Source organism: Aegicerativicinus sediminis (genome assembly GCF_015476115.1).
GTDB classification, from domain to species: Bacteria; Bacteroidota; Bacteroidia; order Flavobacteriales; family Flavobacteriaceae; genus Aegicerativicinus; species Aegicerativicinus sediminis.
Genome location: NZ_CP064295.1, coordinates 3046234 through 3072557, shown reverse-complemented (window position 1 = coordinate 3072557; position 26324 = coordinate 3046234). Strand labels below are relative to the sequence as shown.

The window sequence follows — 26324 nt, the reverse complement described above, 5'->3', positions numbered from 1 at the left end:
CCTTTCATTTTTGCAATAGTTTTCATACCTTTGCACTGCAAATCTATTGATTTTAGCAGTTTCTAACTTACCCCCTTGTATTTAAAATAATGTTATTATGATTGATGCAGCAGAACTAGTAGACAACGATTTCTTACGTCAATATGAAATTAAAATTGACGAATCTTTAGCTAAAATTGAATATTCACTCCAAGATCGCAAAATTTTCCTCACCAAGATGGTAATCCCAAAGGGGATCCACTCTGACGAATTTGAAGAGGAATTTTTAAAACTTGTTATGGAGGATATTCAGGAAAGAAATATAAGCGTAGTACCTACGAGTCCTGAAATTGCAAAATTCATCCGAAGAAATAGACGATACAAGAAAATGCTGCCTGTAGGGATCAGGATTTAAGAATTCATCTTCAACTATTTTCGCCTTTTTACTATTAGATTAATTTTAATCTACAAAATGTTTATGGCCTGGTAAAATAATATGTTACGTCTTGCTTTGATGTAATTTCAAAAGTGTTGATATCTCTTGTAATGAAGCCGCCTTCGATAGTCAACGCTAGTCGGTTGTTTTCTTTTACCAATTGGGAAATCCTATCTTCATCATAAATGGTGATAATATCTTTATCAACAGAATAGCTTATTGGAGAAGGTTTTAATTCGGTACTTGTTGCACAAGTAACCATATAGGTTATATTTCCATTCTCTTCTTCAGTATGGTATTCAACTTTAGAGCTAAAGAAAATGGTTCCTCGACCTTCGTTATTGAATACAATATTAGAATCAGTGAAACAGCCAGCAGAAAAGTCAGATGTTGCAATGCCATCATTATTTAAATCAACAGGATTATTAACGTGCCAAGAGGTTAATAGCCAAGAGCCTTTAATGGATTCAAATTCTTCATCGGAAACCTTATCAACTGAACAAGATGTTGCGAAAGTAAACAATAAGGTTAGTAATAGGTAAAAGTAGTTTTTCATTGGGGCGAAAATTTTCAAGGGTAAAAATATTTCGCAAAATCTCAACAATTAAAAAAATAAGATGAGTGGAAAAAAATACGGTTGAAATGCAGTTAACTGTCTAAAACACCGTTTAATGGACGAGAGTCTCAACAAATTCTACCCTCATCAGCCCATCTTCATCTATACTTTTAAGATCGACTGTTTTAAGTTCATTTATTAAATCTGGGTCCCAGGGATATTTTACCTTAACATAATTCTCAGTAAAGCCATGGATATAACCCAATTTGTTTTCACCCTCAAACAATACAGTGCGGCGGGTACCAACTTGAGACTCATAAAATGCCCTACGTTTTTTTGATGAAAGCCCACGAAGCATTTTACTGCGTTTGTTTCTAATTGATTTCGGCACTACTTCACCCATTTCGGCAGCCAGCGTATTGTCCCTTTCAGAATAAGTAAATACGTGTAAATAAGAAATGTCTAATTCATTTAGGAAATGATAGGTTTCCAAAAAATGCTCATCCGTTTCTCCTGGAAAACCCACAATCACATCGACTCCAATACAAGCATGGGGCATACTTTTCTTAATAGCCTCTACCCTATTAACATATAATTCCTTCAGGTAGCGCCTTCTCATAGCCTTCAAAATTTCATTACTTCCGCTTTGTAATGGAATATGAAAGTGGGGAACAAAGGTTTTACTTTGAGCTACAAACTCAATTGTTTCATTTTTAAGGAGATTGGGTTCAATGGAAGAAATTCGTAAGCGTTCTATCCCTTCCACTTCATCCAATGCTTTTACAAGATCTAAAAATGTATGTTCATGTTTCTTATTACCAAACTCACCCTTCCCGTAATCACCAATATTTACACCAGTTAATACAATCTCTTTGATGCCTTGTTCTGCAATTTCAGAAGCATTTTGCAAAACGTTCTCTAATTTATCACTCCTAGAAATCCCCCTTGCTAAAGGAATTGTACAATATGTACACTTATAGTCGCAGCCGTCTTGAACTTTTAAAAATGCCCTAGTTCGATCACCCATTGAATAACTTCCAACATAAAAATCAGCCTCTTCAATTTCACAAGAATGAATTTCTCCAAAATCATTCTTAGTTAAATCGTTAAGATAATCGGTGATCTTAAATTTTTCGGTAGCACCTAAAACCAAATCCACACCAGTAACATCAGCCAACTCTTCAGGTTTAAGCTGGGCATAACAACCAACTGCAGCGATGAAAGCATCGGGATTAGCACTTTGGGCCTGTTTTACAATGGTCTTAAAACGTTTGTCTGCATTCTCAGTTACCGAACAGGTGTTAATAACATAGATATCAGCACTTTCAGAAAAATCTACTCGCTGAAAACCCTCATTTTCAAAATTTCTTGCAATAGTAGATGTCTCCGAAAAATTCAGTTTACAACCTAACGTATAAAATGCAACTTTTTTATCCATTGACTTGGCGATTCCTCTATATTTTACCTGTCTAATTTTAAGCCTGCAAACTTACAATTTAAAATCGACCCTTTAAAACTGATTTTAAAAGTATTAACTGGAGGAGTTGGTCCGATAATGATTCTAGTAGTGTCTATATTTCTTGGTTAACTCAAACACTTCCAAAAGTATATCTTTTTCAATTTGAGAAAACTCTAAATTCCGTCTAGAGAACACTTGTTCTGCAACTTCAAAGGCTCTAGATGTATTATAGGTTGAGAAACCGCCATTACCTCCCCAACTAAAACTTGGCACAAAATTGCGAGGGAACCCACTTCCAAAAATATTGGCTGAAACCCCAACCACAGTTCCGGTATTAAACATGGTATTGATACCACATTTACTATGGTCACCCATCATTAAACCACAAAATTGAAGACCGGTTTTATCGAATCGTTCAGAGGCATAATTCCATTGTCGTACCTCAGCATAATTATTTTTTAAATTGGAATTATTTGTGTCTGCACCTAGGTTGCACCATTCCGCTAAAACTGAATTGCCCAAATAGCCATCGTGACCTTTATTAGATTGGGCAAATAACACAGAATTAGTTATCTCACCGCCAACCTTACAATACGGACCAACAGTGGTTGGGCCGTAAATCTTGGCACCCATTTTAACCACAGCTCCTTCACCAAGAGAAAAAGGTCCTCGAATATGGCTACCCTCCATTATTTCTGAATTTTTAGAAATATAAATAGGTCCATTACTTGCGTTTAGGGAAACGAAGTTTAATTGAGCCCCTTCTTCAATAAAAATCCTTTCTTTATTTAAAACATTGACGGTATTAGGAATTGGTACCGATTTTCTGTCTTTGGTGATCAATTCAAAATCTGCTTCTAAGGCAATGCCATTTTTGGAAAAAATATCCCAGTTATAATTGATTTTTAGTGGATCTAAATCTGTTTCCATAGATGAGAAGGCAACCAATTCTTTTTCACCACATAAAGTGGAGGATCTATAGGCAATTACAGTTCCATTTTTAGTTAGTTTTTCTTGAACCTTCAATTTATGGATTTCATTAACTAATTCAATTGAAGGCAAATATGAGCCATTAATGAAGATATTGTCTCCTTGCAACTTCAAAGGAAATTTTTTTTGAAGATAGTCTTCGGTTTTAAAAGACACTTCTTGCTTTAGATAGAATTTCCATTTTTCAGTTATGGTTAGAATTCCTATTCTAATTTCAGAAACTGGACGTGTAAACGTGAATGGCAATAAGTTTATGCGTTCTTGGCCGTCAAAAAGAATGTAATTCATTTATAGAGTTTGAAAGATGTACAAGCACCGTAAAAATAAAAAAAGCCTTTCGGTTTTCGAAAGGCTTTTGTACTGTTTATAAAACAGGTTATTTTTTGAACTTAGCGTATTTGCTTTTGAATTTATCAATACGCCCAGCAGTATCTACCAATTTTGCTTTACCAGTATAATATGGATGCGATGTTCTGGAAATTTCCATCTTTACCAATGGATATTCAACACCTTCCACCTCAATTGTTTCATTGGTATCTGCTGTAGATTTAGCTAAAAACACATCTTCATTAGACATATCTTTAAATGCTACAACTCTATAGTTTTCAGGATGTATACCTTTTTTCATCGCTTCCTACTTTATTGGGTTTCAATTTTCGAGGTGCAAATTTACTAATTTCTACAGATAAAACAACTGTTTTATTAAAATTTATTATTAAATCAACATGTAACCTTTTACTATCTTTGTTTACTAACTAACATTACCAATAAAAATAATTTTAATTATGGAAGCTACTTCTACATCTTCAAAGAAAATAATTATTAATACTGGCCTTCTACTAGGTTTAGCGAGTATAGGTTTAAGCGTGATTCTTTATATCCTTAACATGCATTTAGAGCAGAATATGGTCTCGGGATTAATTGGATTATTAATAATCTTAATTTTTGTGGTTTACGGAATAAAGCAATATAAAAAAGCCAATGAGAATCTCCTTTCAATAAGTCAGGCATTAAAAGTTGGTGTTGGTGTAGCTTTAATTGGAGGGATTGTAAGCGTTCTTTACACCCTAATTTTTATTAATGTGATCGAGCCCGATTTTATGAACCAAATGGCGGAAGTTCAGAGAGAGGCTATTTTAAAATCTAACCCAGATATGACTGATGAACAACTTCAAACTGCATTGTCATTTGCCAAAAAGTTTAGTTCTCCGGCCATTATCAGTGCCATGAGTTTAATATTTTCTGTATTTTTTGGTTTCATATTTTCATTAATCACCGGTTTAATTATGAAAAATGACCGCAATTAATGGACGTATCAATTGTTATTCCATTACTCAATGAGGAAGAATCTCTAAGAGAACTTTACAATTGGATTGCAAAGGTTATGCAGTCCCAAAAATTTTCATTTGAAGTTATTTTCATAGACGATGGCAGCGATGATGGTTCCTGGTCCACAATTGCCGAACTATCCCAGATTCACCATGAAGTTAAAGGAATTAGGTTCTTAAAGAATTTTGGCAAATCGCAAGCGTTACATGCTGGTTTTGCTGCTGCAACTGGTGATGTTGTAATAACCATGGACGCAGATTTACAAGATAGTCCTGATGAAATTCCTGAATTAGTGAATTTGATAACCAATGAAAACTATGACTTGGTTTCTGGCTGGAAAAGAGTTCGTCACGATTCAAAATTAACTAAAAACTTACCTTCCAAACTTTTTAATTGGGCTGCAAGAAGAACTTCTAACATCTATCTGCATGATTTTAATTGCGGATTGAAAGCCTATAAAAATGAAGTAATTAAAAACATAGATGTACATGGTGAGATGCACCGCTACATCCCAGTACTGGCAAATAATGCGGGCTTTACAAAAATTGGCGAAAAGATTGTACAGCATCAGAAAAGGAAATATGGTGAAACTAAATTTGGTATAGATAGGTTTATCAATGGATTCCTAGATCTTTTGACAATTTGGTTTATTTCAAGATTTGCCCGTCGGCCTATGCATTTATTTGGCGCTCTTGGGGTATTAATGTTTCTTATAGGTTTCGGATTCGCAGGTTATTTAGGAATCGATAAGTTATTTTTAGATCCTGCGGGACGATTAATTACCCAACGCCCACAATTCTACATTGCATTGGTAACCATGATTATAGGAACTCAATTCTTTGTTGCGGGATTTCTAGGTGAATTAATTTTAAGAAACAGGGAAGATAGACGTCGATACTTAATTAAGGAACAATTAAACATCTCTTAAACTAGCCTAATTCAACCATCTTTAAGGTTGTTAGAAGCGAAATAGTTAATTTTGTAATCTATTAATTGCTCAAGAAATGAATCAAATTAAACCCGAAATTCTAGAAAAAGTCAATGCATGGCTTACACCAAGTTTTGACACGGATACCCAGCAAGAAATTAAAAATCTTATGGTGAATGATGCCAAGGAATTGGAGGAAAGCTTTTATAAAGACCTTGAATTCGGAACAGGCGGCATGCGCGGTATTATGGGAATCGGCACCAATAAGATCAATAAGTACACCTTGGGCAAAAACACTCAAGGATTAAGCAATTATTTGAAACAATCATTCCCGAATAAAGCCTTGGGAGTGGCAATAGCATACGACTGCAGAAATAATAGCAAAAAATTGGCAAAGGTTGTTGCGGATGTTTTTTCGGCAAATGATATAACAGTATATCTATTTGAAGATTTAAGACCAACACCAGAATTATCATTTGCGGTAAGACATCTAAATTGTCAATGTGGCATTGTTTTAACGGCTTCCCACAATCCACCGGAATATAACGGTTATAAAGTTTATTGGCAGGATGGAGGCCAATTGGTACCACCCCAAGACCATGAGGTTATAAGCGAAATAGAAAATGTGGATTATTCGGATATTAATTTCCTGCCTAAACCAGATTTAATTAAAATCATTGGAAAGGATGTCGATATGGAATTTATCAAGGCTTCAGTTGCAAATGGAAGCTTTGAGGTTCCTATGGAGGTTCGAGATAATTTAAGAATTGTCTTCACCTCACTTCATGGCACCTCTATAACCGTTTTACCCGATACATTAAGGGCAGCAGGTTTCAAGCATATTCATATTGTGGAGGAACAGGCTGAACCTAATGGTAATTTCCCTACTGTAAAATCTCCTAATCCCGAAGAGCCAGCTGCCTTAAAAATGGCAATGGATCTTGCTGAAAAAGTTAACGCCGATATTGTCATCGGAACCGACCCAGATAGTGATAGATTGGGTATTGCCGTGAGAAACCTTGAAGGAGAACTTGTTTTGCTTAACGGAAATCAAACCATGATTGTTATGACCGATTTCCTTTTGAATCAATGGCGGGAAGCAAAAAAAATAAACGGCAAACAATTTATAGCATCCACAATTGTCTCCACTCCAATGATGAAAAAATTGGCTGAAAAATATTTTGTGGAATACAAAGAAGCCCTTACCGGATTTAAATGGATAGCCAAAATGATTGTTGATTTTCCTAAACAAGAATTTATTGGTGGAGGGGAAGAAAGTTTTGGTTATATGGTAGGAGATTTTGTTAGAGACAAAGATGCGGTAACATCTACCCTACTTGCATGTGAAATTGCAGCAATTTCAAAGGCTAATAAATGTTCTTTTTACGGAGAATTGTTGAAGCTATATAGAAAGCATGGTTTGTATAAAGAGCATTTGGTGTCACTAACTAAGAAAGGAATTAGCGGTGCAGAGGAAATAAAGCAAATGATGGTAGATGCTCGTGAAAACCCCATTCGTTCTGTTAAGGACATTAAAGTGGAGAGTATCGAGGATTATGCAATTTCAAAAAAGACTTTCTTGGAAAGTGGAAGAACCGAGAAAATAGACATCCCAAAATCAAATGTTATTATTTATAATCTTGAAGACGGTAGTAGAATTGCACTAAGACCTAGTGGAACAGAACCTAAGATTAAGTTTTATATGAGTGTAAATGCTCCATTAGAGTCGCTTTCAGATATGCAAAAGGTTAGTGACTTACTCGATGCCAAAATTGCCTCCATTTCGGAGGTAATGGGACTAAGTTAATCGAATGGATTATTTAAAAAAGCTTTCCAAATACATAACGCCTTATAAGAAATATGGCATACTGAATATCATTTGTAATATTCTTTATGCCTTATTTGGCACATTGGCAATGGTATCTTTAATGCCAATGATAAATGTGCTATTTGGAGAAGGTGAAAAGATACACGAAAAGCCTATCTACAAAGGTCTTGATAATCTTAAGGATTATCTGGAAAATAGTTTGAACTATTTTATTACTACCACCAATACAGAAGATGGACCGCAACAAACTCTTTTTTATCTTATTCTTGTAATCATTGGTCTCTTTTTATTAAAGAACTTTTTTAATTATTTGGGCCTTTACTTTTTAACTTTTCTTCGAAATGGAGTTTTAAAAGATTTGCGGAATGATATTTATTCAAAAGTTATATCCCTTCCCATCTCATTTTATTCTGAAAAACGAAAGGGAGATATAATCGCTCGTATTTCTGGCGATGTAAACGAAGTTAAAAACTCAATGCTCGCAATGCTTGAACTTATAGTGAAGGAACCCCTCACTATAGTGTTTGCAATAATTGCAATGTTTACAATTTCTGTGAAACTAACCATCTTTGTATTCCTATTTATTCCAGTAGCGGGATTTATTATTTCACGGATTGGTAAAACCTTAAAGCGTAAATCTGGGCGGGTACAAAAAGAACAAGGTGAATTTCTTTCCACTTTGGAGGAAACCCTTGGAGGGCTAAAAGTCATTCATGGTTTTAATGCTGAAGAAACCTTTACAAATAAGTTTAAAACCTCCACAAGTCGATTTTACAATTTTTCAAATTCTTTAATGAATCGCCAAAATTTGGCTTCGCCAACAAGTGAATTCTTAGGGATTGTAACAATAGCTGCCTTGCTTTGGTATGGGGGTAAAATGGTATTAGTTGACAATAGCTTGTCTGGAGGTGCATTTATAGGTTTTATGGCACTAGCATACCAAATACTTACACCTGCAAAGGCCATAAGTAAAGCTAGTTACAGTGTTAAAGCTGGTAATGCCGCTGCGGATAGAATTCTAGAGGTTTTGCAAACAGAATCTTCATTAGAAGATTCACCTGATGCAATTGTGAAGGATAATTTTAATGACAAAATTTCTATCGAAAAAATTTCATTTGGATACGATGAAAATCCAGTATTGAAAAATTTCGATTTGGAGGTTCCAAAAGGCAAAATTGTGGCCCTAGTGGGGCAGTCTGGTAGCGGTAAAAGCACAATTGCCAATTTAGTTACTAGATTTTATGATGTTAACGAAGGCAAGATTTCGATTGATGGGGAGGACATACGAAATATTACAAAAAAGTCACTCCGAAATCTACTTGGTTTAGTAACCCAAGATTCAATATTGTTTAATGAATCAATAAAAAACAATCTATTAATTGGTAAGCCAGACGCCACTGATGATGAAATAATAGACGCCTTAAAAATTGCAAACGCCTGGGAGTTTGTATCACAATTACCTGATGGCATCGATACCAATATTGGAGATTCGGGCAATAAATTATCAGGCGGACAAAAACAAAGATTAAGTATTGCACGGGCGGTTCTCAAAAATCCACCTATCATGATCTTAGATGAAGCAACCTCTGCTCTAGATACGGAGAGTGAGCGACTCGTTCAACAGGCTTTGGAAAATATGATGAAAAATAGAACATCATTAGTTATAGCACACCGCCTCTCCACAATACAAAATGCAGATAATATTGTGGTTATGCAAAAGGGTGAGATTGTGGAACAAGGCACGCATAGTGAACTCTTACAATCTGGAGGTATTTATAAGCGTCTCGTTGAGATGCAAAGTTTCAGTTAAATTTTATAAAAGAAAGAAGGGACATAACAGCAGGTTACATCCCTTTCAGAATATTACCAGATTTGGGGAGACTGGTAATACATTGGCTAGTAGGTTAGGCTGGTGTAAACTTATAACATTTGTTTGGACAAAACAAGAAAAAAATGCATTTTATCGTATTTTTATGCATTTTATCGATTTAAATAATTTTAAAATACTGTTTATCAATTGTTTACATAAAACATTGTGTTTATAATTATTTGAATTAAACTTTTGATAATTTCACAAGTCTCAAGAAAAAGCCTTTATAATTGGAAACCGAAGCCCAATTTTTAGTCCGATTACAATCAAAAAGTTCTAAGGATAAAGCGTTTACAGATCTTTTATCCCAATATAAAGAAAGATTGTATTGGCATATTCGTAACATGGTTACTTCGCATGAGGATACGGATGACGTGCTTCAAAACACCTTTATTAAAGTTTTTAATAACATCGATAATTTTAAGGGTAACAGCAAACTATATACATGGATGTATAGGATTGCAACAAACGAAGCTTTGACATTTTTAAGCAACAGAGCCAAGCAATTGCAAATTTCAAGTGAGGAATTACAACAAAGAATGGTCAGCAATCTTACATCAGACCCATATTTTGAAGGAGATGAAATGCAATTGAAGCTTCAAAAAGCCATAGCCCAGCTACCTCAAAAACAGCAAATGGTATTTAGGATGCGCTATTTTCAAGAAATGAAGTATTCAGATATGTCGGAAATTCTAGACACCAGTGAAGGGGCCCTGAAGGCCTCATACCATATTGCGGTAAAAAAGATAGAAGAATTTGTACTAAATAATTAAACCTTAATCGATTTTTATAGTCTTAATAGTATGAAAGAATTGGATTTTAATAGTGGCAAAGGAAGCGGTTTCAAAATTCCGAAGGATTATCTTCAGGATTTTGATAGTTCCATGTATGCGAAAATTTCCGAGGAAAATCTTAAATCGAATATTGAAGCATCTGGATTTACCGTCCCAAAAGATTACTTCTCCTCCTTCGAAAAGAATCTCCAATCTGCAATGGCAGACAAGGTTGAACCAAGAGTTATTCCGATTTTTGAAAGACCGATAATTAAAGTTGCAATGGCGATTGCAGCAATTTTGGTTGTTTATTTTAGTTTTTTCAATTCCCCAACAACGTCGACTAATTTTCAAAAATTAGAAACAAGTTCTATTGATAATTATCTTTCAGATATATCATTTACAAGCGAGGAACTTGCAACCCTAATGGAAAATGAAGATTTAAATTTGAGTTATTTAGAGGAAACTCAAATTCATGAAGATGCCCTTCAGTCTTATTTTGAAGACCAATTAATAATTGATGACCTAATTAACGAATAACAATGAAAAATTTTATTTTAATAGCATTTATACTATTTTTCAGTTTTCAGGGTTTTTCGCAAAAAATGGATCGCAGAGAGAGAATTAAAGCTCTTAAGACCGCTTTTATTACCGAGAAACTTGAACTTTCTAAAACTGAGGCTGAAAAATTCTGGCCCATTTACAATACATACCAAGAGCAAGAACATACGATTCGAAATCAGTATCGAGATCTTTTCAATAATAAAGATGTGGCTCAATTATCAGAAAATGAAGCAGACAAAGCAATAAAAACCCTTAATGATTTAGATAAATCTAGACTTTCATTAAAGGAGAATTATATGAAAGATTTGAAAAAAGTCCTGTCTTCAAAGAAAATTTTAATGTTGAAAATTGCCGAGGATGAGTTCAACAAAAAAATGTTTGAAGAATTTAAGCGGCGACATAACCGGGACGAAGATAAAGGAGAATAAAAAGGGCCGATTGGCCTTTTTTTATTGCCTACTAAAAACTAACAGGGCCACCCTACCCTTACCACCAGCATAGGCAATAGTGTCATTTAAAAAACGAAGCGTATAAAACCCTTCATCACTCAAATGTCTCCAAGTCTTTCCTTCATCTTTGGAATAATCTATTCCCTTGAAACCTACAGCAACTAACTCTTTGCCTCTTCCAGGTATATAGGAAATATTGCTGCGATAGCCAGGTCCAGTACCTGCTCCTTCCAACTTCCAGGTCATTCCACCATCTGAAGTTCTTATCTTATTATTATGATTGTTTCCTGGATCCTCAAAATCCCCGCCTATAGCAAACCCATGTAAAGAATCAAAAAAATCAACAGAAAACATTCCTTGCATGGCTTTGCCTTGAATAATTGGGGTGTTCTTTACACCCCAACTTTCTCCTTTATCGGGAGAATAAAAAATTCTACTCGACATTCCTCCTGTTGCAACCCAAACCTCATCACCCACGATTGCAATATTTGAATCACTAGCAGCAAAAGCAGCCTCACCCTCTTCTACTCTAGGCAATTTGGAACATTCAATTTTACTCCAAGTATTACCACCATCTCTCGTTATTATAATACTCATACAATCCCCAGTTGGATCACCGATTGCAATCCCTTCTTCATCATTCCAAAATTCGATAGAGTCATAGAAAGCTTTTGGGTCATCTTCCCTATAGACAACATTTACTGTGTTTGTTGAATCAACTTTAAACAACATAGCGGGAGACCCAATTCCCATAACAAATAAACCTTTGTTTGTTATAGCTAATGATCTGAAATTTGGAATAATAGTATCAGCTTTGAAGGTTAAATTCTGCGCCATTGTAACTGTTAATGTTGAAGTCTTGGCATTGGGCATAATAGGAACGTCGGCAGTTATAAAACCTATCCTACCATCTGAGGTTGCAAAAACACCTATATTTGGAGGAGACACCTCCAGAGCTCTTACATTCAACAAACTGTCTTCCATAAGAACATTTATCTTCAATGTGGAAATATCTTTTTTAAGATAGGCCACTTCCTCCCTACAAGACAAAACCATTAAAAACGTAATTAAACAACCAACAATTAACTGGATGGAAAAGAGTGATTTTAAGTTCTTCATTGAAAAAAAGTTTGAAAAGTACTTTAATACCTAAATTTGCACGAAATTACATCTTCTTACGCAAGTAAGATTTAATCCTAAAAAATTTTATGCGTTTACACCGAAATTTATGTTTTGCAGTCATCGATGGACTTCTTGAGATTTTTAATGATGGTTCTTATGCAGATAAAACTATAGAGAAATTACTTAAACGAGATAAACGCTGGGGAAGCAGGGATAGAGGGTTTGTAGCTGAAACGATTTATGAAATTGTACGGTGGAAACGCTTATACACCTCAATTGCAGAAGTAAAATCACCATATAGCCGTGATGATTTATGGCGTGTATTCGCTGTCTGGGCAACACTTAGAGGCATTAAACTTCCCGATTGGCCATACTTTAAGGATACTCCTAATAGAAGAATAAAGGGGAGGTTTGATGAATTACAGAAAATAAGAAAATACAGAGAATCGATTCCAGATTGGATGGATGAGTTGGGCATTGAAGAACTTGGAGAACCTATCTGGACAAAAGAAATAGCTGCATTAAACGAGCAGGCTGATGTCGTTTTAAGAGTAAATACACTTAAGACCAATGTAGATAAAGTAAAAGCTGAACTTTTTGATGCAGGTTTTGAAACCGAAAACCTATCTAAGTTACCTAATGCGTTAAAATTAAAAGAGAGAGGAAACGTCTTTCAAACAGAAGCATTTAAAAATGGATGGTTCGAGGTTCAAGATGCATCCTCCCAACTAGTGGCTTCATACATTGAGGCAGAACCAGGTATGAGAGTGGCCGATACTTGTGCAGGGGCTGGCGGTAAATCCCTTCATATAGCTGATACAATGGATAATAAAGGGCAAATAATCGCTTTAGATATATATCAAAATAAATTGAATGAATTAAAACGTCGGGCAAAGAGAAATGGCGTACACAATATTGAAACGAGGTTAATAGATTCAACCAAGGTGATAAAAAAATTACATGGTAAAATGGACAGAGTCTTAATCGATGCGCCATGTACAGGTCTTGGAGTCCTAAGACGAAATCCAGATGCAAAATGGAAATTACGCCCAGAGTTTTTAAATGAAATTAGGGAAACCCAACAAAAGCTGTTAAAAGACTATTCTAAAATGGTTAAGCCAGGTGGAAAATTGGTGTATGCCACCTGTTCAATATTACCTTCGGAAAACCAAAATCAGGTGAAGTCATTTTTACAAAGTGAGGAAGGAAAGGATTTTAAACTGGTTAAGGATGACAAAATTCTGTCTCACAAAACCGGAAATGATGGTTTTTATATGGCAAAGTTGGAACGTATTTCCTAACATATGCTAAATGGATTCTAAATTAAAACAGCTCCTCACAGAAATACTCGATAATAAAATTACTGCAGTTCTCCCCGAATTAGGAGGTGATATTTCTGAAGCTTATAAAATATCAACTCAATATCATTCCTATTTTATAAAAATTAATGGAAAATCTGATGCCTTAAAAATGTTTCATGAGGAGGCTAAAGGATTGAATGAGATTCAAAAAAGTGGAACTATCCTAACTCCAAATGTCATACACGTAGGATCTATTAATTCCAAAGCTTTTCTTTTATTGGAATATGTTGAATCTAAAAAACCTTCTAATGAGGAAATGTATGCATTTGGAGAAGACTTGGCAAAATTGCATGAATGTTCGCACCAAACTTTCGGTTGGGAATCCAGCAATTTTATTGGTAGTCTACCTCAGCAAAATTTAATTTTCGAAAATTGGGTGGAATTCTATTTTTTGCAAAGGTTAAAACCTCAATTACAAATTGCTTTTAGTTCTGGAAGGTTATTGCCTGGTGAATGCCCTTCTGAACATTCGATAATCAAAAATTTAAATTCATTATTAGGAACTCCAAAACCCTCCCTCCTTCATGGAGATTTGTGGGGTGGTAATTTCCTTATTTCACTTTCAGGACAGGCATATTTAATTGACCCCGCCAGTTATTATGGCCATTCTGAAGTAGATATTGCAATGACGAAACTTTTCGGAGGATTTAATTCGGCATTCTACCAAGGATATTTCAGCAAAAATGCTAGTTCTTCAGGATTGGAAGCAAGAATAGATATATACCAACTCTATTACCTTTTGGTGCATTTAAATTTATTCGGACAAAGCTATAAGGGCTCCGTAACCCGCATATTGAAAACCTATTTTTAATTGTTGAAAAGCCTTTTATAAATAGCATATTGATTTTAAAAATTGCGAAGTGTTTAATCGCATAAAATAGGTATTTTTGCACTGTTCAATTGATAAGCACTTCAGAACCCATGATTCACTTTTTTGGAAAGACCGACGGAAAGATCTATGCCGTTCAAACCACCAAAGAACTTAGCAAAGAAGATATCTCAAAATTAGAATGGTTGTTTGGCAACCAGCCTAAGCTTTCTGTGGCGTCTTTAGACGCCTTTTTTGTTGGCCCAAGAGCTGCAATGATTACGCCTTGGAGTACCAATGCTGTTGAAATTACTCAGAATATGGGTATTTCTGGAATTCTCAGAATTGAGGAATTCGAAAATGTTCAGGAAGATTTTTCTGCTTATGACCCTATGATTTCTCAAAAATTTAAGGGGTTAAATCAAAATACATTTACTATAGATATTGAGCCTGAACCCATTATAGATATTGAGGATATTGCGGGGTATAATGCATCTGAAGGATTGGCTTTAAGCGAGGAGGAAATAGATTATCTTAATGATGTTTCCAACCGTATTGGTAGACCTTTAACCGATTCAGAAGTATTTGGCTTTTCGCAAGTAAACAGTGAGCACTGCAGACATAAAATTTTTAATGGTGTTTTTGTCATAGATGGTAAGGAAAAACCGTCTTCACTTTTTAAACTGATAAAGAAAACTTCGGAAACAAACCCGAATTATATCGTTTCTGCTTATAAGGATAACGTGGCTTTTGTGGAAGGCCCAACTGTTGAACAATTTGCTCCTAAAAGACCAGATGTACCTGATTTTTATAAAAAATCACCATTCGATTCGGTCATTTCCCTTAAAGCAGAAACACACAACTTTCCAACTACTGTTGAGCCATTCAATGGGGCTGCAACCGGATCTGGAGGGGAAATCAGGGATCGTCTAGCTGGAGGTAAAGGTGCAATACCTTTAGCAGGAACAGCCGTTTACATGACATCCTATTCCCGTTTGGAAAAGGACAGACCATGGGAGCAACATTTTAATGAGCGACCTTGGTTATACCAAACTCCAATCGATATTCTTATAAAAGCCTCCAATGGGGCTTCAGACTTTGGTAATAAGTTTGGGCAACCTCTAATTTGCGGATCACTATTTACGTTTGAACATGAAGAAAATATTACTGAATGTGATATTCCTGCACGAAAATTGGGTTATGACAAAGTGATTATGTTGGCGGGTGGTATAGGTTATGGAAAAGCTTCACAAGCATTAAAAGATACTCCCAAACCTGGGGACAAAATTGTAGTACTTGGGGGAGAAAACTATAGAATTGGGATGGGCGGCGCTGCTGTTTCTTCGGCAGACACTGGCGAATTTGAATCAGGCATTGAACTAAATGCCGTCCAGCGATCTAATCCAGAAATGCAAAAACGAGCTGCAAATGTTGTCCGTGGAATGGTAGAAAGTGAAGAAAACCACATTATTTCAATCCACGATCATGGTGCAGGAGGACATCTTAACTGTCTTTCCGAATTAATTGAAGATACTGGTGGTCGCATCGATTTGGATAAACTTCCTATTGGCGACCCTACCCTTTCAGATAAAGAAATTATTGGCAACGAATCTCAAGAACGTATGGGATTATTGATTGCAGAAAAATATTTGGGCGATCTTAACAGAATTGCCGAAAGGGAACGCTCGCCTTCCTATGTTGTTGGCAATGTAACGGATGATCAACGTTTTTGCTTTAGTTCAGAATCTAAAGGAAATACTCCTATGGATTTGGCTCTTGAGGATATGTTCGGCAGTTCCCCAAAAACTTATATGAACGATTCAACTGTAAATCGTGTTTATAAGGATTTGGCTTACAACCCTGATAATTTTCAAAAATATCTTGAGCAATTGCTTCAACTAGAAGCGGTTGCTTGTAAAGATTGGCTTACCAATAAGGTTGATCGTTGCGTTGGGGGCCGCGTTGCAAAACAACAATGCGCCGGACCTCTTCAATTACCGCTAAATAATGTCGGTGTTATGGCAATTGACTATAATGGGAAAGAAGGTATTGCAACTTCAATTGGTCATTCACCAGTATCAGCATTAATCGACCCTATTGCTGGTAGCCGAAATAGTATAGGGGAAGCTCTTACAAACATTATTTGGGCGCCATTAGAAAATGACTTGAAAAGTGTGTCACTTTCCGCAAACTGGATGTGGCCATGTAGGAATGAAGGTGAGGACGCACGTCTTTATGAAGCAGTTGAAGCAGTTTCAGAATTTTCTATCCAATTAGGTATCAACGTACCAACGGGAAAGGATTCCCTTTCCATGAAGCAGAAATACAAGGATGCGGAAGTTATAGCTCCTGGCACGGTAATTATTTCAGCTGCTGGCCATTGTAGCGATATAAAGAAAGTGGTTGAGCCAGTCCTAAAGCTAGGAGAAGGAAATATTTATTATGTGAATTTTTCCAAAGACAGTTTTAAGCTTGGTGGAAGTTCTTTCGCCCAAATAGTGAATGCATTGGGCACAGAATCACCAACAATTACTGATGCAGAATATTTCAAAAACACGTTCAATACAATTCAGAAACTAATTAAAAATGAATTAGTTGTTGCTGGACATGATATTGGTTCTGGTGGTTTAATAACAACCTTGTTAGAAATGTGTTTTGCGGACAATAATCTCGGAGCTGATCTAGACCTTACAGCATTAAATGAGCAAGATTCTATTAAACTTCTTTATTCAGAAAATATTGGAATTGTTGTTCAGTTGAAGGACGAAGCCGAAGCTATTTTACAAGATAATGCCATTGAGTTTATCAAAATAGGTAAGGTTACCGAGAGTGCCAATATGAATATCACCAATGGCATGGACAAGTTTAACTTGAATATTTCAGAGCTTCGAGATGTTTGGTACAAGACTTCTTATTTATTAGACTCGAAGCAAACTTCTAATAATTTGGCAGAGGATCGTTACAAGAATTATAAAGTACAGCCTCTTTCCTATAAGTTCCCAGAATTTTTCACAGGAAAACTTCCTAAGATAGATGACTCTAAACAACGACCTAAGGCTGCCATTATTCGGGAGAAAGGAAGTAATAGTGAGCGCGAAATGGCAAACGCTATGTATCTTGCAGGGTTTGACGTTAAAGATGTTCACATGACTGATCTTATATCTGGACGTGAAACTCTGGAGGACATTCAATTTATTGGAGCAGTTGGAGGTTTCTCAAATTCAGACGTATTAGGATCTGCTAAAGGATGGGCTGGTGCATTTTTATACAATGAAAAGGCTCGTGAAGCTTTGAACAAATTTTTCGCGCGACCTGATACACTATCCGTCGGAATTTGTAATGGCTGTCAATTATGGATGGAATTGGAATTGATTAATCCTGAGCATGACATACATGGAAAAATGCTTCATAACGATTCCCATAAACACGAAAGTGGGTTTACTTCGGTAACCATTGAGAAAAATAATTCTGTGATGCTTTCAAATTTAGAAGGTTCTACACTAGGAGTTTGGATATCTCATGGTGAAGGTAAATTCCATCTTCCTCTTGATAGGGAAAAGTATGACATTGTAGCAACTTATGCTTATTCAGAATATCCACACAATCCAAATGGTTCAGATTACAATACTGCTATGATGACGGATAAAACTGGGCGCCATTTAGTTACTATGCCGCACATTGAACGTTCTACCTTCCAATGGAATTGGGCACATTACCCTCATGACCGAAGGGATGAAGTTACGCCTTGGCTGCAGGCTTTTGTAAATGCAAGGGAATGGATTGAGAAACATTCATAACATTCAATTTTTACTTATTCAGTTAAAGTTCAATCTTTAATAAAGGAAAATTTAAGGAGTCTATAATTTATAGGCTCCTTTTTTACGAATTCATTTGATGATATGTCTCTTTTTCATAATTTGCATTAAGACTAATCATAATTAACGAATGACCACTCCAACTAGGCTTTTTGATTTTCCTTATTTCCAATTAGAAAAATTCAATTTACAAAAGGCTCTCAATACCAAAAAAGATGGTAAATGGGAAGCTACATCCACACAAGAATATGTGGACAAAGCGAATATGGTTAGCAGGGCATTGCTACGGTTGGGCGTGAAGAAAAATGATAAAATAGCCTTAATATCCAGCACCAACAGAACCGAATGGAATATTATGGACATTGGCATTCTTCAAATCGGGGCCCAGGATATTCCAATCTACCCAACGATTTCCGCCGAAGATTATAAGTATGTTCTAAACCATTCTGAAAGTATTTATTGTTTTGTTTCCGATCAAGAGGTTTTAGATAAGGTTTTGGAAATTAAGGATGAGACTGCCTTAAAAAATGTTTTTTCATTCGATCATATCCCTGGATGCAAGCATTATTCTGAGCTTTTTAATATTGGTGCCGATGATTCCAATCAATCAGAAGTTGAAAGTTTAAAAGACTCCATTTCACCAGATGATTTGGCAACTATCATCTATACGTCTGGTACAACTGGCCGTCCCAAAGGCGTTATGCTCACCCATGACAATATTACTAGTAATGTATTAGATACAGTGGATAGATTACCGCAGATAGGAAATAATTCAAAGGTTTTAAGCTTCCTTCCTATATGCCATATTTTTGAAAGAGTTATTATTTATATCTACCAATATTCTGGTTTTTCCATGTATTATGCAGAAAACCTAGAAAAAATTGGAGACAATGCGCGCGAAATTCAACCTATATTTATGACGGTTGTTCCTAGACTGTTGGAAAAGGTATTTGATAAAATACATGCAAAAGGCGAAGAATTAACTGGCATTAAAAAAGCCCTTTTCTTTTGGGCCATAAGTTTAGGTGAAAAATGGGAACCCTATGGCAAAAATGGCTGGTGGTATGAAACACAATTAAAAGTTGCACGCAAACTAATATTTAGCAAATGGCAAGCCGCCTTAGGCGGTGAATTAATTAGTATGGTATCTGGTAGTGCACCTCTTCAGCCACGACTTGCCCGAATTTTTGGCGCAGCTGGCATGCCCGTTATGGAAGGTTATGGACTTACGGAAACCTCTCCAGTGGTATCAGTCGGACAGTTAGCTGATAATAATTATAAGATTGGCACTGTAGGAAAACCTATTCCAAGGGTAGAAGTGAAAATTGCCGAGGATGGAGAAATTTTAGTTAAGGGCCCTAATATTATGAAGGGCTATTACAAAGATCCAGAACGTACGGCGGAAGTGATGACAGGGGATTATTTTCATACAGGTGACAAGGGGATCATAGATGAGGATGGCTTTTTAAAGATAACGGGGAGAAAGAAGGAAATGTTTAAAACCTCTGGTGGAAAATATGTGATTCCAGCCCTTTTAGAAAATGAACTAAAACAATCCCGATTTATTGAGCAAATTATGGTGGTAGGCGAAGGAGAAAAAATGCCTGCGGCGCTCATACAGCCAAATTTTGAATTTGTACGTGATTGGGCCAAACTCAAAAATGTTAATGTAGGTACTACCAATGAGGAATTGGTTGCCTGCAAAGAAGTTAATGACCGTATTCAAAAAGAGGTGGATAAATGTAATGCCCAGTTTGGTAAATGGGAACAAATCAAACGCTTCGAACTAACACCAGATACCTGGAGTATTGAGGGAGGTCAATTAACCCCAACCATGAAAATGAAAAGGGACATTATTAAAGGTATATATCAAAATCTTTATGATAGAATTTACCGCTAACCTTCCCTTCTAACCTCAACAATTCTTCCAAATATTTTATTAATTTATTATGCGTGCATAATAAATATTACTATATTTACGAATCGGAAGAATTTCATGAAAGACAAGACTATTGATTATGTTCTGAGAACCACTTGGTTAGCAGTAAACAAAATGTATAATGAAGAGGCCGCCCAATTTGGAGTAACCATGGCGGTAGGTTTTGCATTGTTAAGCATTGACCCTGAAAACGGCACACCTTCAACCTCTCTAGGCCCAAAAATGGGTATGGAAGCTACTAGCCTTTCAAGAACTCTTAAATCCATGGAAGCCCGAGATTTAATTGAAAGACGTCCAAACCCTGAAGATGGTAGAGGCGTAATTATTCACCTTACCGCCTTTGGTAGGGAAAAGCGAGCTTACGCTAGAGAAAAGGTATTAACCTTTAATGATGCCATCAGGTCTAAAGTAAGTGAAGATCAACTCAATCATTTTTATGAGGTAGCAGAGATTATAAATAATATGATTGCTAACAAACAGATCTACGAGAATTCAAAAACTAACTAGTTAATAAGCCTTTTACTAAGGTAATTTACAAGATAAATATTTATGAGTATTAGAAGAATTAAGGAAGTTGCGGTTATAGGTTCCGGAATAATGGGAAGCGGCATTGCGTGTCATTTCGCCAATATCGGCGTTAAGGTGTTGCTATTAGATATTGTTCCAAGAGAACTTACCGAGGCAGAAAAAGCAAAGGGTTTAACATTAGAAGATAAGGTTGTTAGAAATAGAATTGTAAACAATTCACTTCAGGCAGCCTTAAAATCTAAGCCCTCCCCTATTTATCACCAAAAATTTGCCTCTAGGATTACGACGGGCAATTTGGAGGATGATATTGAAAAGGTCGCTAAGGCTGATTGGATTATAGAGGTAGTGGTTGAACGACTAGATATTAAAAAGCAGGTTTTTGAAAAGCTTGATAAATTTAGAACAAAAGGGACACTTATAACGTCAAACACTTCAGGAATTCCTATTCACTTTATGAGTGAAGGAAAAAGCGAAGATTTCCAGGAACATTTCTGCGGGACCCACTTTTTCAACCCAGCCCGTTACCTGAAACTATTCGAAATTATTCCAGGACCAAAAACAAAGCAGGAAGTTCTGGATTTTCTCAATGTATATGGAGAGAAGTTTCTCGGGAAAACATCGGTAATCGCTAAAGACACTCCTGCATTTATTGGAAACAGGATAGGTATCTTCAGTATTATGAGTCTTTTCCATGCAGTAAAAGACTTAAATATGACTGTTGAAGAAGTAGACAAATTAACAGGACCAGTCATCGGTCGTCCAAAATCTGCGACTTTCAGAACCGTAGATGTTGTTGGTTTAGACACTTTAATTCATGTGGCAAATGGCCTTTATGAAAATGTGCCAGATGATGAAAGACACCAGTTATTCGCTCTACCTAATTTTATTAACACCATGCATGAAAACAAATGGTGGGGAAGTAAATCTGGTCAGGGATTTTATAAAAAGGTGACAAATGATAAGGGTCAGAGTGAGATTTTGACTTTAGACCTAGATACTTTAGAATACCGTGGCAAGAAATCGGCAAAGTTTGGCACATTAGAACAAACTAAAGCCATCGATAATGTCATCGATCGTTTTCCAATCCTTGTTGATGGAAAAGATAAAGCAGGTGAATTTTACCGAAAATCTTTCGGGGCTCTTTTCGCTTATGTGTCATACCGAATTCCAGAGATAACAGATCAATTACATAAAATTGATGATGCTATGAAAGCTGGGTTTGGCTGGGGACATGGACCATTTCAAATATGGGATGCAATTGGCATTAAAAAAGGAATCGAATTTGCTAAATCTGAAGGTCTAGAAGTAGCGGATTGGATAAATGACATGGTTACTAATGGTTTCGAATCTTTCTACACAGTTAAAGATGGCGATAGCTATGCATACGATCCTGAGAAAATGGATTTTAAGAAAATACCCGGCCAAGATGCATTTATCATTTTAGACAATATACGTACTAGCAAGGAAGTATTTAAGAATACTGGAGTCGTGGTTGAGGACTTGGGCGATGGTATTCTCAATCTAGAATTCCGTAGCAAAATGAATACCATTGGAAGCGATGTTCTTGCAGGTATTAATAAAGCTGTTGATATTGCGGAAAAAGATTTCGCTGGTTTGGTGGTAGGTAACCAAGCAGCAAATTTCTCTGTGGGTGCTAATATAGGAATGATTTTTATGATGGCGGTGGAACAGGAGTACGATGAACTTAATATGGCCATTCGATATTTTCAGGATACAATGATGCGTATGCGTTATTCTTCAATTCCCACAGTTGCCGCCCCACACGGAATGTCGTTAGGTGGAGGCTGTGAATTGTGCTTACACGCTGATAAAGTCGTTGCTGCAGCAGAAACATATATTGGACTAGTAGAGTTTGGTGTTGGCGTTATCCCCGGAGGCGGTGGAACAAAAGAAATGACACTTAGGGCATCTGATACCTTTAGAAAAAATGATGTTGAATTGAACGTGCTACAAGAGTACTTCTTAACTATCGGTATGGCTAAGGTTAGTACCTCTGCTTATGAGGCGTATGACCTAGGTATTCTACAACAAGGAAAGGATATAGTAGTTGTAAACAAAGATCGACAGATAGCAACAGCAAAACGTTATGCACAATTATTGTCAGATCAAGGCTATACAAAACCCATACCTCGTAAGGACGTGAAAGTTTTAGGAAAACAAGCGTTAGGAATGTTTTTAGTTGGAACTGATAGCATGGAAGCGGGAAAATATATTTCAGAACACGACAAAAAAATTGCCAACAAATTGGCCTATGTAATGGCTGGTGGCGATTTATCAGAATCTAGCCTTGTTAGTGAACAGTATTTATTGGATTTAGAGCGTGAAGCGTTTCTCAGTCTTTGTACAGAACGTAAGACACTTGAAAGAATTCAACACATGCTAAAGACGGGGAAACCTCTTCGTAACTAAAATCATTCACACCAAACTAGAAGACACCAAATTTGGCACTTCAAATCACAAAACAAATGAAAACAGCATATATAGTAAAAGGATATAGAACAGCAGTAGGCAAGGCACCAAGAGGAGTGTTCAGGTTTAAGCGACCAGATGAACTTGCAGCGGAGACCATTCAGTACTTAATGGATCAATTACCAGATTTCGACAAAAAACGAATTGATGATGTTATTGTTGGTAATGCCATGCCTGAGGCGGAACAGGGACTCAATATGGGACGACTTATTTCTTTAATGGGACTTAAAATTGAAGATGTTCCAGGGGTAACTGTAAACCGGTATTGTGCCTCAGGAATCGAAACAATTGGTATTGCTACTGCCAAAATACAAGCTGGCATGGCAGATTGCATCATTGCAGGAGGAGTTGAAAGTATGAGTTTTATCCCCATGGGTGGATACAAACCAGTACCCGATTACGCCATTGCCAAGGCTGGTCATGAAGATTATTACTGGGGCATGGGGTTAACTGCAGAAGCTGTAGCAAAGGAATTTAAGGTATCTAGAGATGACCAAGATGAGTTTGCTTATAATTCCCACCAAAAAGCAATAAAGGCACAATCGCAAGATAGATTTCAAGATCAAATAGTTCCTATAAAAATTGATGAGAATTATATAGATGAAAATGGAAAAAAGGCTTCTAAATCCTATACTGTAACTAAGGACGAAGGGCCGAGAAAAGATACCAGTTTGGAGGTATTAGCAAAATTAAAACCTGTATTCGCGGCCAATGGAAGCGTAACTGCTGGTAACTCTTCCCAAATGAGTGATGGAGCAGCATTTTTAATGATTATGAGTGAAGACCTGGTAAAAGAATTGAATTTAACACCTATAGCTCGGTTGGTGAATTATGCTGCTGCAGGGGTTGAACCCCGTATTATGGGGATCGGGCCCGTTAAAGCAGTTCCAAAAGCTCTTAAACAAGCAGGTTTAAAGCAAGAAGATTTAGAATTAATTGAATTAAACGAAGCCTTCGCATCTCAATCTATTGCAGTTATCCGAGAATTAGGATTAAACAATGATATTGTAAATGTCAATGGCGGGGCGATTGCTTTAGGGCATCCTCTTGGCTGCACAGGAGCCAAATTATCGGTACAACTGTTTGACGAAATGAGGAAACGCAACATGATAGGAAAATATGGGGCGGTAACAATGTGTGTTGGTACAGGACAAGGTGCCTGTGGAATTTTCGAATTTTTAAACTAAATATTACTAAGCTAACAATAAGGGTTTAATAAATCCTACTATTCAAAAAAATAAATATGGAAACGACAACTGAAATATTAAGAGGAGGTCAATTTATCGTAAAAGAGACTTCTTGTGAGGACGTTTTTACTCCCGAAGATTTTTCGGAAGAGCAAGTAATGATGAAGGAAGCCGTAAAAGAATTTAATGATAGGGAGATCATCGCCCATCGTGAACGTTTTGAAGCAAAGGATTATGCATATACAGAAGAGTGCATGAGAAAAGCAGGAGAAATGGGATTTCTGGGTGTCGCAGTACCGGAAGAGTATGGAGGTATGGGTATGGGATTTGTTTCTACCATGCTAGTATGTGATTACATTTCCTCTGGTACGGGATCATATAGCACCGCTTTTGGTGCACATACTGGTATAGGCACTATGCCAATAGTACTTTATGGTACAGAAGAACAAAAACAAAAATATGTTCCCAAATTGGCAACTGGAGAATGGTTTGGAGCCTATTGCTTGACCGAACCTGGTGCAGGAAGTGATGCAAATTCAGGAAAAACTGCTGCAACTCTAACAGAGGACGGCAAACATTATAAAATTAATGGCCAAAAAATGTGGATTTCAAATGCGGGATTCTGCAATATGTTTATTGTTTTCGCCCGTATTGAAGATGACAAATATATTACCGGTTTCATAGTTGAAAACGATCCGACTAATGGTATAACATTAGGTGAAGAAGAGAATAAATTGGGTATTCATGCCTCTTCTACCCGACAAGTGTTTTTTAATGATACCTCGGTTCCAGTAGAAAACATGTTGTCTGAAAGAGGCAACGGTTTTAAAATTGCTATGAACGCATTAAATATAGGTCGAATAAAACTAGCTGCAGCCTGTTTAGACTCCCAAAGAAGAATAACAACTCGTGCAGTTGTATACGCCAATGAGAGGAAACAATTTAAAACTCCAATCTCTGAGTTTGGCGCTATCAAATCTAAACTTGCCGAAATGTCTACCAGTGCCTATGCAGGAGAAGCTGCAAGCTACAGGGCCGCAAAGAATATTGAGGACCGAATAGCGATGCGAATTGCAAATGGAAACTCACACCAAGAAGCGGAACTTAAAGGTGTTGAGGAATATGCTATTGAATGTTCAATCCTAAAAGTGGCCGTTTCTGAGGATGTTCAGAACTGTTCGGATGAGGGGATTCAAATTTTTGGAGGTATGGGATTTTCTAAGGACACCCCAATGGAAGCGGCTTGGAGAGATGCCAGAATTGCGAGGATATATGAGGGAACCAACGAAATTAATCGAATACTTTCCGTTGGAATGTTGGTAAAGAAAGCAATGAAAGGTCATGTAGATTTGTTACAGCCTGCCATGGCGGTTAAGGATGAATTAATGGGCATCCCAAGTTTTGAAGTTCCTGATTATTCGGAATTGTTTTCAGAAGAAAAGGAAATGATTGCCAAATTGAAGAAAGTGTTTTTAATGGTTGCAGGAGCGGCTGTTCAAAAATATGGCCCAGAACTTGAAGAGCATCAGCAATTACTCCTAGCAGCTTCAAATATTTTAATTGAGGTTTATATGGCTGAATCGGCCATCTTGCGAGCTGAGAAAAATGCTAAAAGATTTGGAGAGGACGCTCAAAAAGTTCAAATAGCAATGGCTAAACTTTACCTATACAATGCAGTTGAAATTATTACCAAAAATGCTCGAGAAGGGATTATTTCATTCTCAGAAGGAGATGAGCAACGAATGATGTTAATGGGTCTTAAACGTTTTACGAAATATGTCAATTATCCCAATGTAGTTGAATTAAGAAATACCATTGCCGAAAAAGTAAAAGAGGAGAACTCTTATTGTTTTTAAGTTAGACTAACTCAAATGTAAAAAGCCGATTCTGTAATTGGAATCGGCTTTTTTTAT

The 26324-nt window shown here is 36.5% G+C and carries 21 protein-coding genes; 16 read left to right on the top strand and 5 right to left on the bottom strand.

All coding sequences use genetic code 11. The annotated features are described in order from the left end of the window. The first annotated feature begins 97 nt into the window (after positions 1–97). A complete protein-coding gene (locus ISU00_RS13235; RefSeq protein ID WP_228851147.1) occupies positions 98–394 on the top strand; it encodes an N-acetyltransferase in 297 nt (98 codons plus the stop codon). A 61-nt stretch (positions 395–455) separates the two neighbouring features. Here ISU00_RS13235 and ISU00_RS13230 read toward each other — a convergent pair whose 3' ends face one another. The 4 genes from ISU00_RS13230 to ISU00_RS13215 form a co-directional block, all read right to left on the bottom strand. Next, positions 456–971, bottom strand: a complete 516-nt coding sequence (locus ISU00_RS13230) for a hypothetical protein (RefSeq protein ID WP_228851146.1) — start codon at positions 969–971, stop codon at positions 456–458. A 112-nt stretch (positions 972–1083) separates the two neighbouring features. Further along, positions 1084–2409 (bottom strand): tRNA (N(6)-L-threonylcarbamoyladenosine(37)-C(2))-methylthiotransferase MtaB, encoded by a 1326-nt coding sequence (gene mtaB, locus ISU00_RS13225; RefSeq protein ID WP_228851145.1) that lies wholly within the window; start codon positions 2407–2409, stop codon positions 1084–1086. A gap of 123 nt (positions 2410–2532) precedes the next feature. Further along, positions 2533–3708 carry a GlmU family protein gene (locus tag ISU00_RS13220; RefSeq protein ID WP_228851144.1) on the bottom strand — a complete coding sequence of 392 codons (1176 nt, stop codon included), beginning with the start codon at positions 3706–3708 and terminating at the stop codon, positions 2533–2535. A gap of 88 nt (positions 3709–3796) precedes the next feature. Then, positions 3797–4048, bottom strand: coding sequence for a type B 50S ribosomal protein L31 (locus tag ISU00_RS13215; protein ID WP_228851143.1), 252 nt, complete (start codon positions 4046–4048; stop codon positions 3797–3799). Between the two features lie 157 nt (positions 4049–4205). On the opposite strand from ISU00_RS13215, the gene ISU00_RS13210 reads away from it, so the two are divergent. From ISU00_RS13210 to ISU00_RS13180, 7 genes are all read left to right on the top strand, one after another. Further along, positions 4206–4727, top strand: a complete 522-nt coding sequence (locus tag ISU00_RS13210) for a DUF4199 domain-containing protein (protein ID WP_228851142.1) — start codon at positions 4206–4208, stop codon at positions 4725–4727. Beyond that, on the top strand, positions 4727–5677 hold the full coding sequence (locus tag ISU00_RS13205; RefSeq protein ID WP_228851141.1) for a glycosyltransferase family 2 protein: 951 nt from the start codon (positions 4727–4729) through the stop codon (positions 5675–5677). The genes ISU00_RS13210 and ISU00_RS13205 overlap by 1 nt, the downstream gene beginning before the upstream one ends. A 76-nt stretch (positions 5678–5753) precedes the next feature. Then, complete coding sequence (locus tag ISU00_RS13200; protein WP_228851140.1) at positions 5754–7484, top strand: phospho-sugar mutase; 1731 nt, start codon at positions 5754–5756, stop codon at positions 7482–7484. Positions 7485–7488: 4 nt separating this feature from the next. Continuing rightward, a complete protein-coding gene (locus ISU00_RS13195; RefSeq protein WP_228851139.1) occupies positions 7489–9315 on the top strand; it encodes an ABC transporter ATP-binding protein in 1827 nt (608 codons plus the stop codon). 290 nt (positions 9316–9605) lie between these two features. Beyond that, positions 9606–10148, top strand: a complete 543-nt coding sequence (locus ISU00_RS13190) for an RNA polymerase sigma factor (protein ID WP_228851138.1) — start codon at positions 9606–9608, stop codon at positions 10146–10148. A gap of 30 nt (positions 10149–10178) precedes the next feature. Further along, entirely contained in the window at positions 10179–10688 is a 510-nt protein-coding gene (locus ISU00_RS13185) for a hypothetical protein (RefSeq protein WP_228851137.1), read from the top strand. 65 nt (positions 10689–10753) lie between these two features. Beyond that, positions 10754–11140: a sensor of ECF-type sigma factor gene (locus ISU00_RS13180; protein WP_228851136.1), complete on the top strand. Its 387-nt coding sequence runs from the start codon at positions 10754–10756 to the stop codon at positions 11138–11140. A gap of 21 nt (positions 11141–11161) precedes the next feature. On the opposite strand, the gene ISU00_RS13175 is transcribed toward ISU00_RS13180, so the two are convergent. Further along, positions 11162–12280 carry a WD40/YVTN/BNR-like repeat-containing protein gene (locus tag ISU00_RS13175; protein ID WP_228851135.1) on the bottom strand — a complete coding sequence of 373 codons (1119 nt, stop codon included), beginning with the start codon at positions 12278–12280 and terminating at the stop codon, positions 11162–11164. Between the two features lie 89 nt (positions 12281–12369). Here ISU00_RS13175 and ISU00_RS13170 point away from each other — a divergent pair, with 89 nt between their 5' ends. The 8 genes from ISU00_RS13170 to ISU00_RS13135 all read left to right on the top strand — a co-directional run bounded on the left by ISU00_RS13170 (position 12370) and on the right by ISU00_RS13135 (position 26267). Continuing rightward, on the top strand, positions 12370–13584 hold the full coding sequence (locus ISU00_RS13170; protein ID WP_228851134.1) for an RsmB/NOP family class I SAM-dependent RNA methyltransferase: 1215 nt from the start codon (positions 12370–12372) through the stop codon (positions 13582–13584). A 10-nt stretch (positions 13585–13594) separates the two neighbouring features. Then, positions 13595–14455, top strand: coding sequence for a fructosamine kinase family protein (locus ISU00_RS13165; protein ID WP_228851133.1), 861 nt, complete (start codon positions 13595–13597; stop codon positions 14453–14455). A 110-nt stretch (positions 14456–14565) separates the two neighbouring features. Then, the gene (gene purL / locus ISU00_RS13160) at positions 14566–18249 is read left to right on the top strand and encodes a phosphoribosylformylglycinamidine synthase (RefSeq protein WP_228851132.1); all 3684 of its coding nucleotides are present in this window, start codon (positions 14566–14568) and stop codon (positions 18247–18249) included. Positions 18250–18397: 148 nt separating this feature from the next. After that, the gene (locus tag ISU00_RS13155; protein WP_228851131.1) at positions 18398–20167 is read left to right on the top strand and encodes an AMP-dependent synthetase/ligase; all 1770 of its coding nucleotides are present in this window, start codon (positions 18398–18400) and stop codon (positions 20165–20167) included. 96 nt (positions 20168–20263) lie between these two features. Continuing rightward, positions 20264–20713: a MarR family winged helix-turn-helix transcriptional regulator gene (locus tag ISU00_RS13150; RefSeq protein WP_228851130.1), complete on the top strand. Its 450-nt coding sequence runs from the start codon at positions 20264–20266 to the stop codon at positions 20711–20713. A 42-nt stretch (positions 20714–20755) separates the two neighbouring features. After that, a complete protein-coding gene (locus ISU00_RS13145; protein ID WP_228851129.1) occupies positions 20756–23164 on the top strand; it encodes a 3-hydroxyacyl-CoA dehydrogenase/enoyl-CoA hydratase family protein in 2409 nt (802 codons plus the stop codon). 56 nt (positions 23165–23220) lie between these two features. Beyond that, positions 23221–24411, top strand: a complete 1191-nt coding sequence (locus tag ISU00_RS13140) for an acetyl-CoA C-acyltransferase (protein ID WP_228851128.1) — start codon at positions 23221–23223, stop codon at positions 24409–24411. Between the two features lie 56 nt (positions 24412–24467). Continuing rightward, positions 24468–26267, top strand: a complete 1800-nt coding sequence (locus ISU00_RS13135) for an acyl-CoA dehydrogenase family protein (RefSeq protein WP_228851127.1) — start codon at positions 24468–24470, stop codon at positions 26265–26267. Positions 26268–26324 lie beyond the last annotated feature (57 nt).

Coding starts and splice junctions, on each gene's coding strand:
- ISU00_RS13195 (WP_228851139.1), top strand. CDS start 7,489: ATGGATTATTTAAAAAAGCTTTCCAAATACATAACGCCTTATAAGAAA.
- ISU00_RS13215 (WP_228851143.1), bottom strand. CDS start 4,048: ATGAAAAAAGGTATACATCCTGAAAACTATAGAGTTGTAGCATTTAAA.
- ISU00_RS13170 (WP_228851134.1), top strand. CDS start 12,370: ATGCGTTTACACCGAAATTTATGTTTTGCAGTCATCGATGGACTTCTT.
- ISU00_RS13200 (WP_228851140.1), top strand. CDS start 5,754: ATGAATCAAATTAAACCCGAAATTCTAGAAAAAGTCAATGCATGGCTT.
- ISU00_RS13140 (WP_228851128.1), top strand. CDS start 23,221: ATGAAAACAGCATATATAGTAAAAGGATATAGAACAGCAGTAGGCAAG.
- ISU00_RS13155 (WP_228851131.1), top strand. CDS start 18,398: ATGACCACTCCAACTAGGCTTTTTGATTTTCCTTATTTCCAATTAGAA.
- ISU00_RS13185 (WP_228851137.1), top strand. CDS start 10,179: ATGAAAGAATTGGATTTTAATAGTGGCAAAGGAAGCGGTTTCAAAATT.
- ISU00_RS13230 (WP_228851146.1), bottom strand. CDS start 971: ATGAAAAACTACTTTTACCTATTACTAACCTTATTGTTTACTTTCGCA.
- purL (WP_228851132.1), top strand. CDS start 14,566: ATGATTCACTTTTTTGGAAAGACCGACGGAAAGATCTATGCCGTTCAA.
- ISU00_RS13150 (WP_228851130.1), top strand. CDS start 20,264: ATGAAAGACAAGACTATTGATTATGTTCTGAGAACCACTTGGTTAGCA.
- ISU00_RS13205 (WP_228851141.1), top strand. CDS start 4,727: ATGGACGTATCAATTGTTATTCCATTACTCAATGAGGAAGAATCTCTA.
- ISU00_RS13145 (WP_228851129.1), top strand. CDS start 20,756: ATGAGTATTAGAAGAATTAAGGAAGTTGCGGTTATAGGTTCCGGAATA.
- ISU00_RS13180 (WP_228851136.1), top strand. CDS start 10,754: ATGGATCGCAGAGAGAGAATTAAAGCTCTTAAGACCGCTTTTATTACC.
- ISU00_RS13220 (WP_228851144.1), bottom strand. CDS start 3,708: ATGAATTACATTCTTTTTGACGGCCAAGAACGCATAAACTTATTGCCA.
- ISU00_RS13175 (WP_228851135.1), bottom strand. CDS start 12,280: ATGAAGAACTTAAAATCACTCTTTTCCATCCAGTTAATTGTTGGTTGT.
- ISU00_RS13210 (WP_228851142.1), top strand. CDS start 4,206: ATGGAAGCTACTTCTACATCTTCAAAGAAAATAATTATTAATACTGGC.
- ISU00_RS13235 (WP_228851147.1), top strand. CDS start 98: ATGATTGATGCAGCAGAACTAGTAGACAACGATTTCTTACGTCAATAT.
- mtaB (WP_228851145.1), bottom strand. CDS start 2,409: ATGGATAAAAAAGTTGCATTTTATACGTTAGGTTGTAAACTGAATTTT.
- ISU00_RS13165 (WP_228851133.1), top strand. CDS start 13,595: ATGGATTCTAAATTAAAACAGCTCCTCACAGAAATACTCGATAATAAA.
- ISU00_RS13135 (WP_228851127.1), top strand. CDS start 24,468: ATGGAAACGACAACTGAAATATTAAGAGGAGGTCAATTTATCGTAAAA.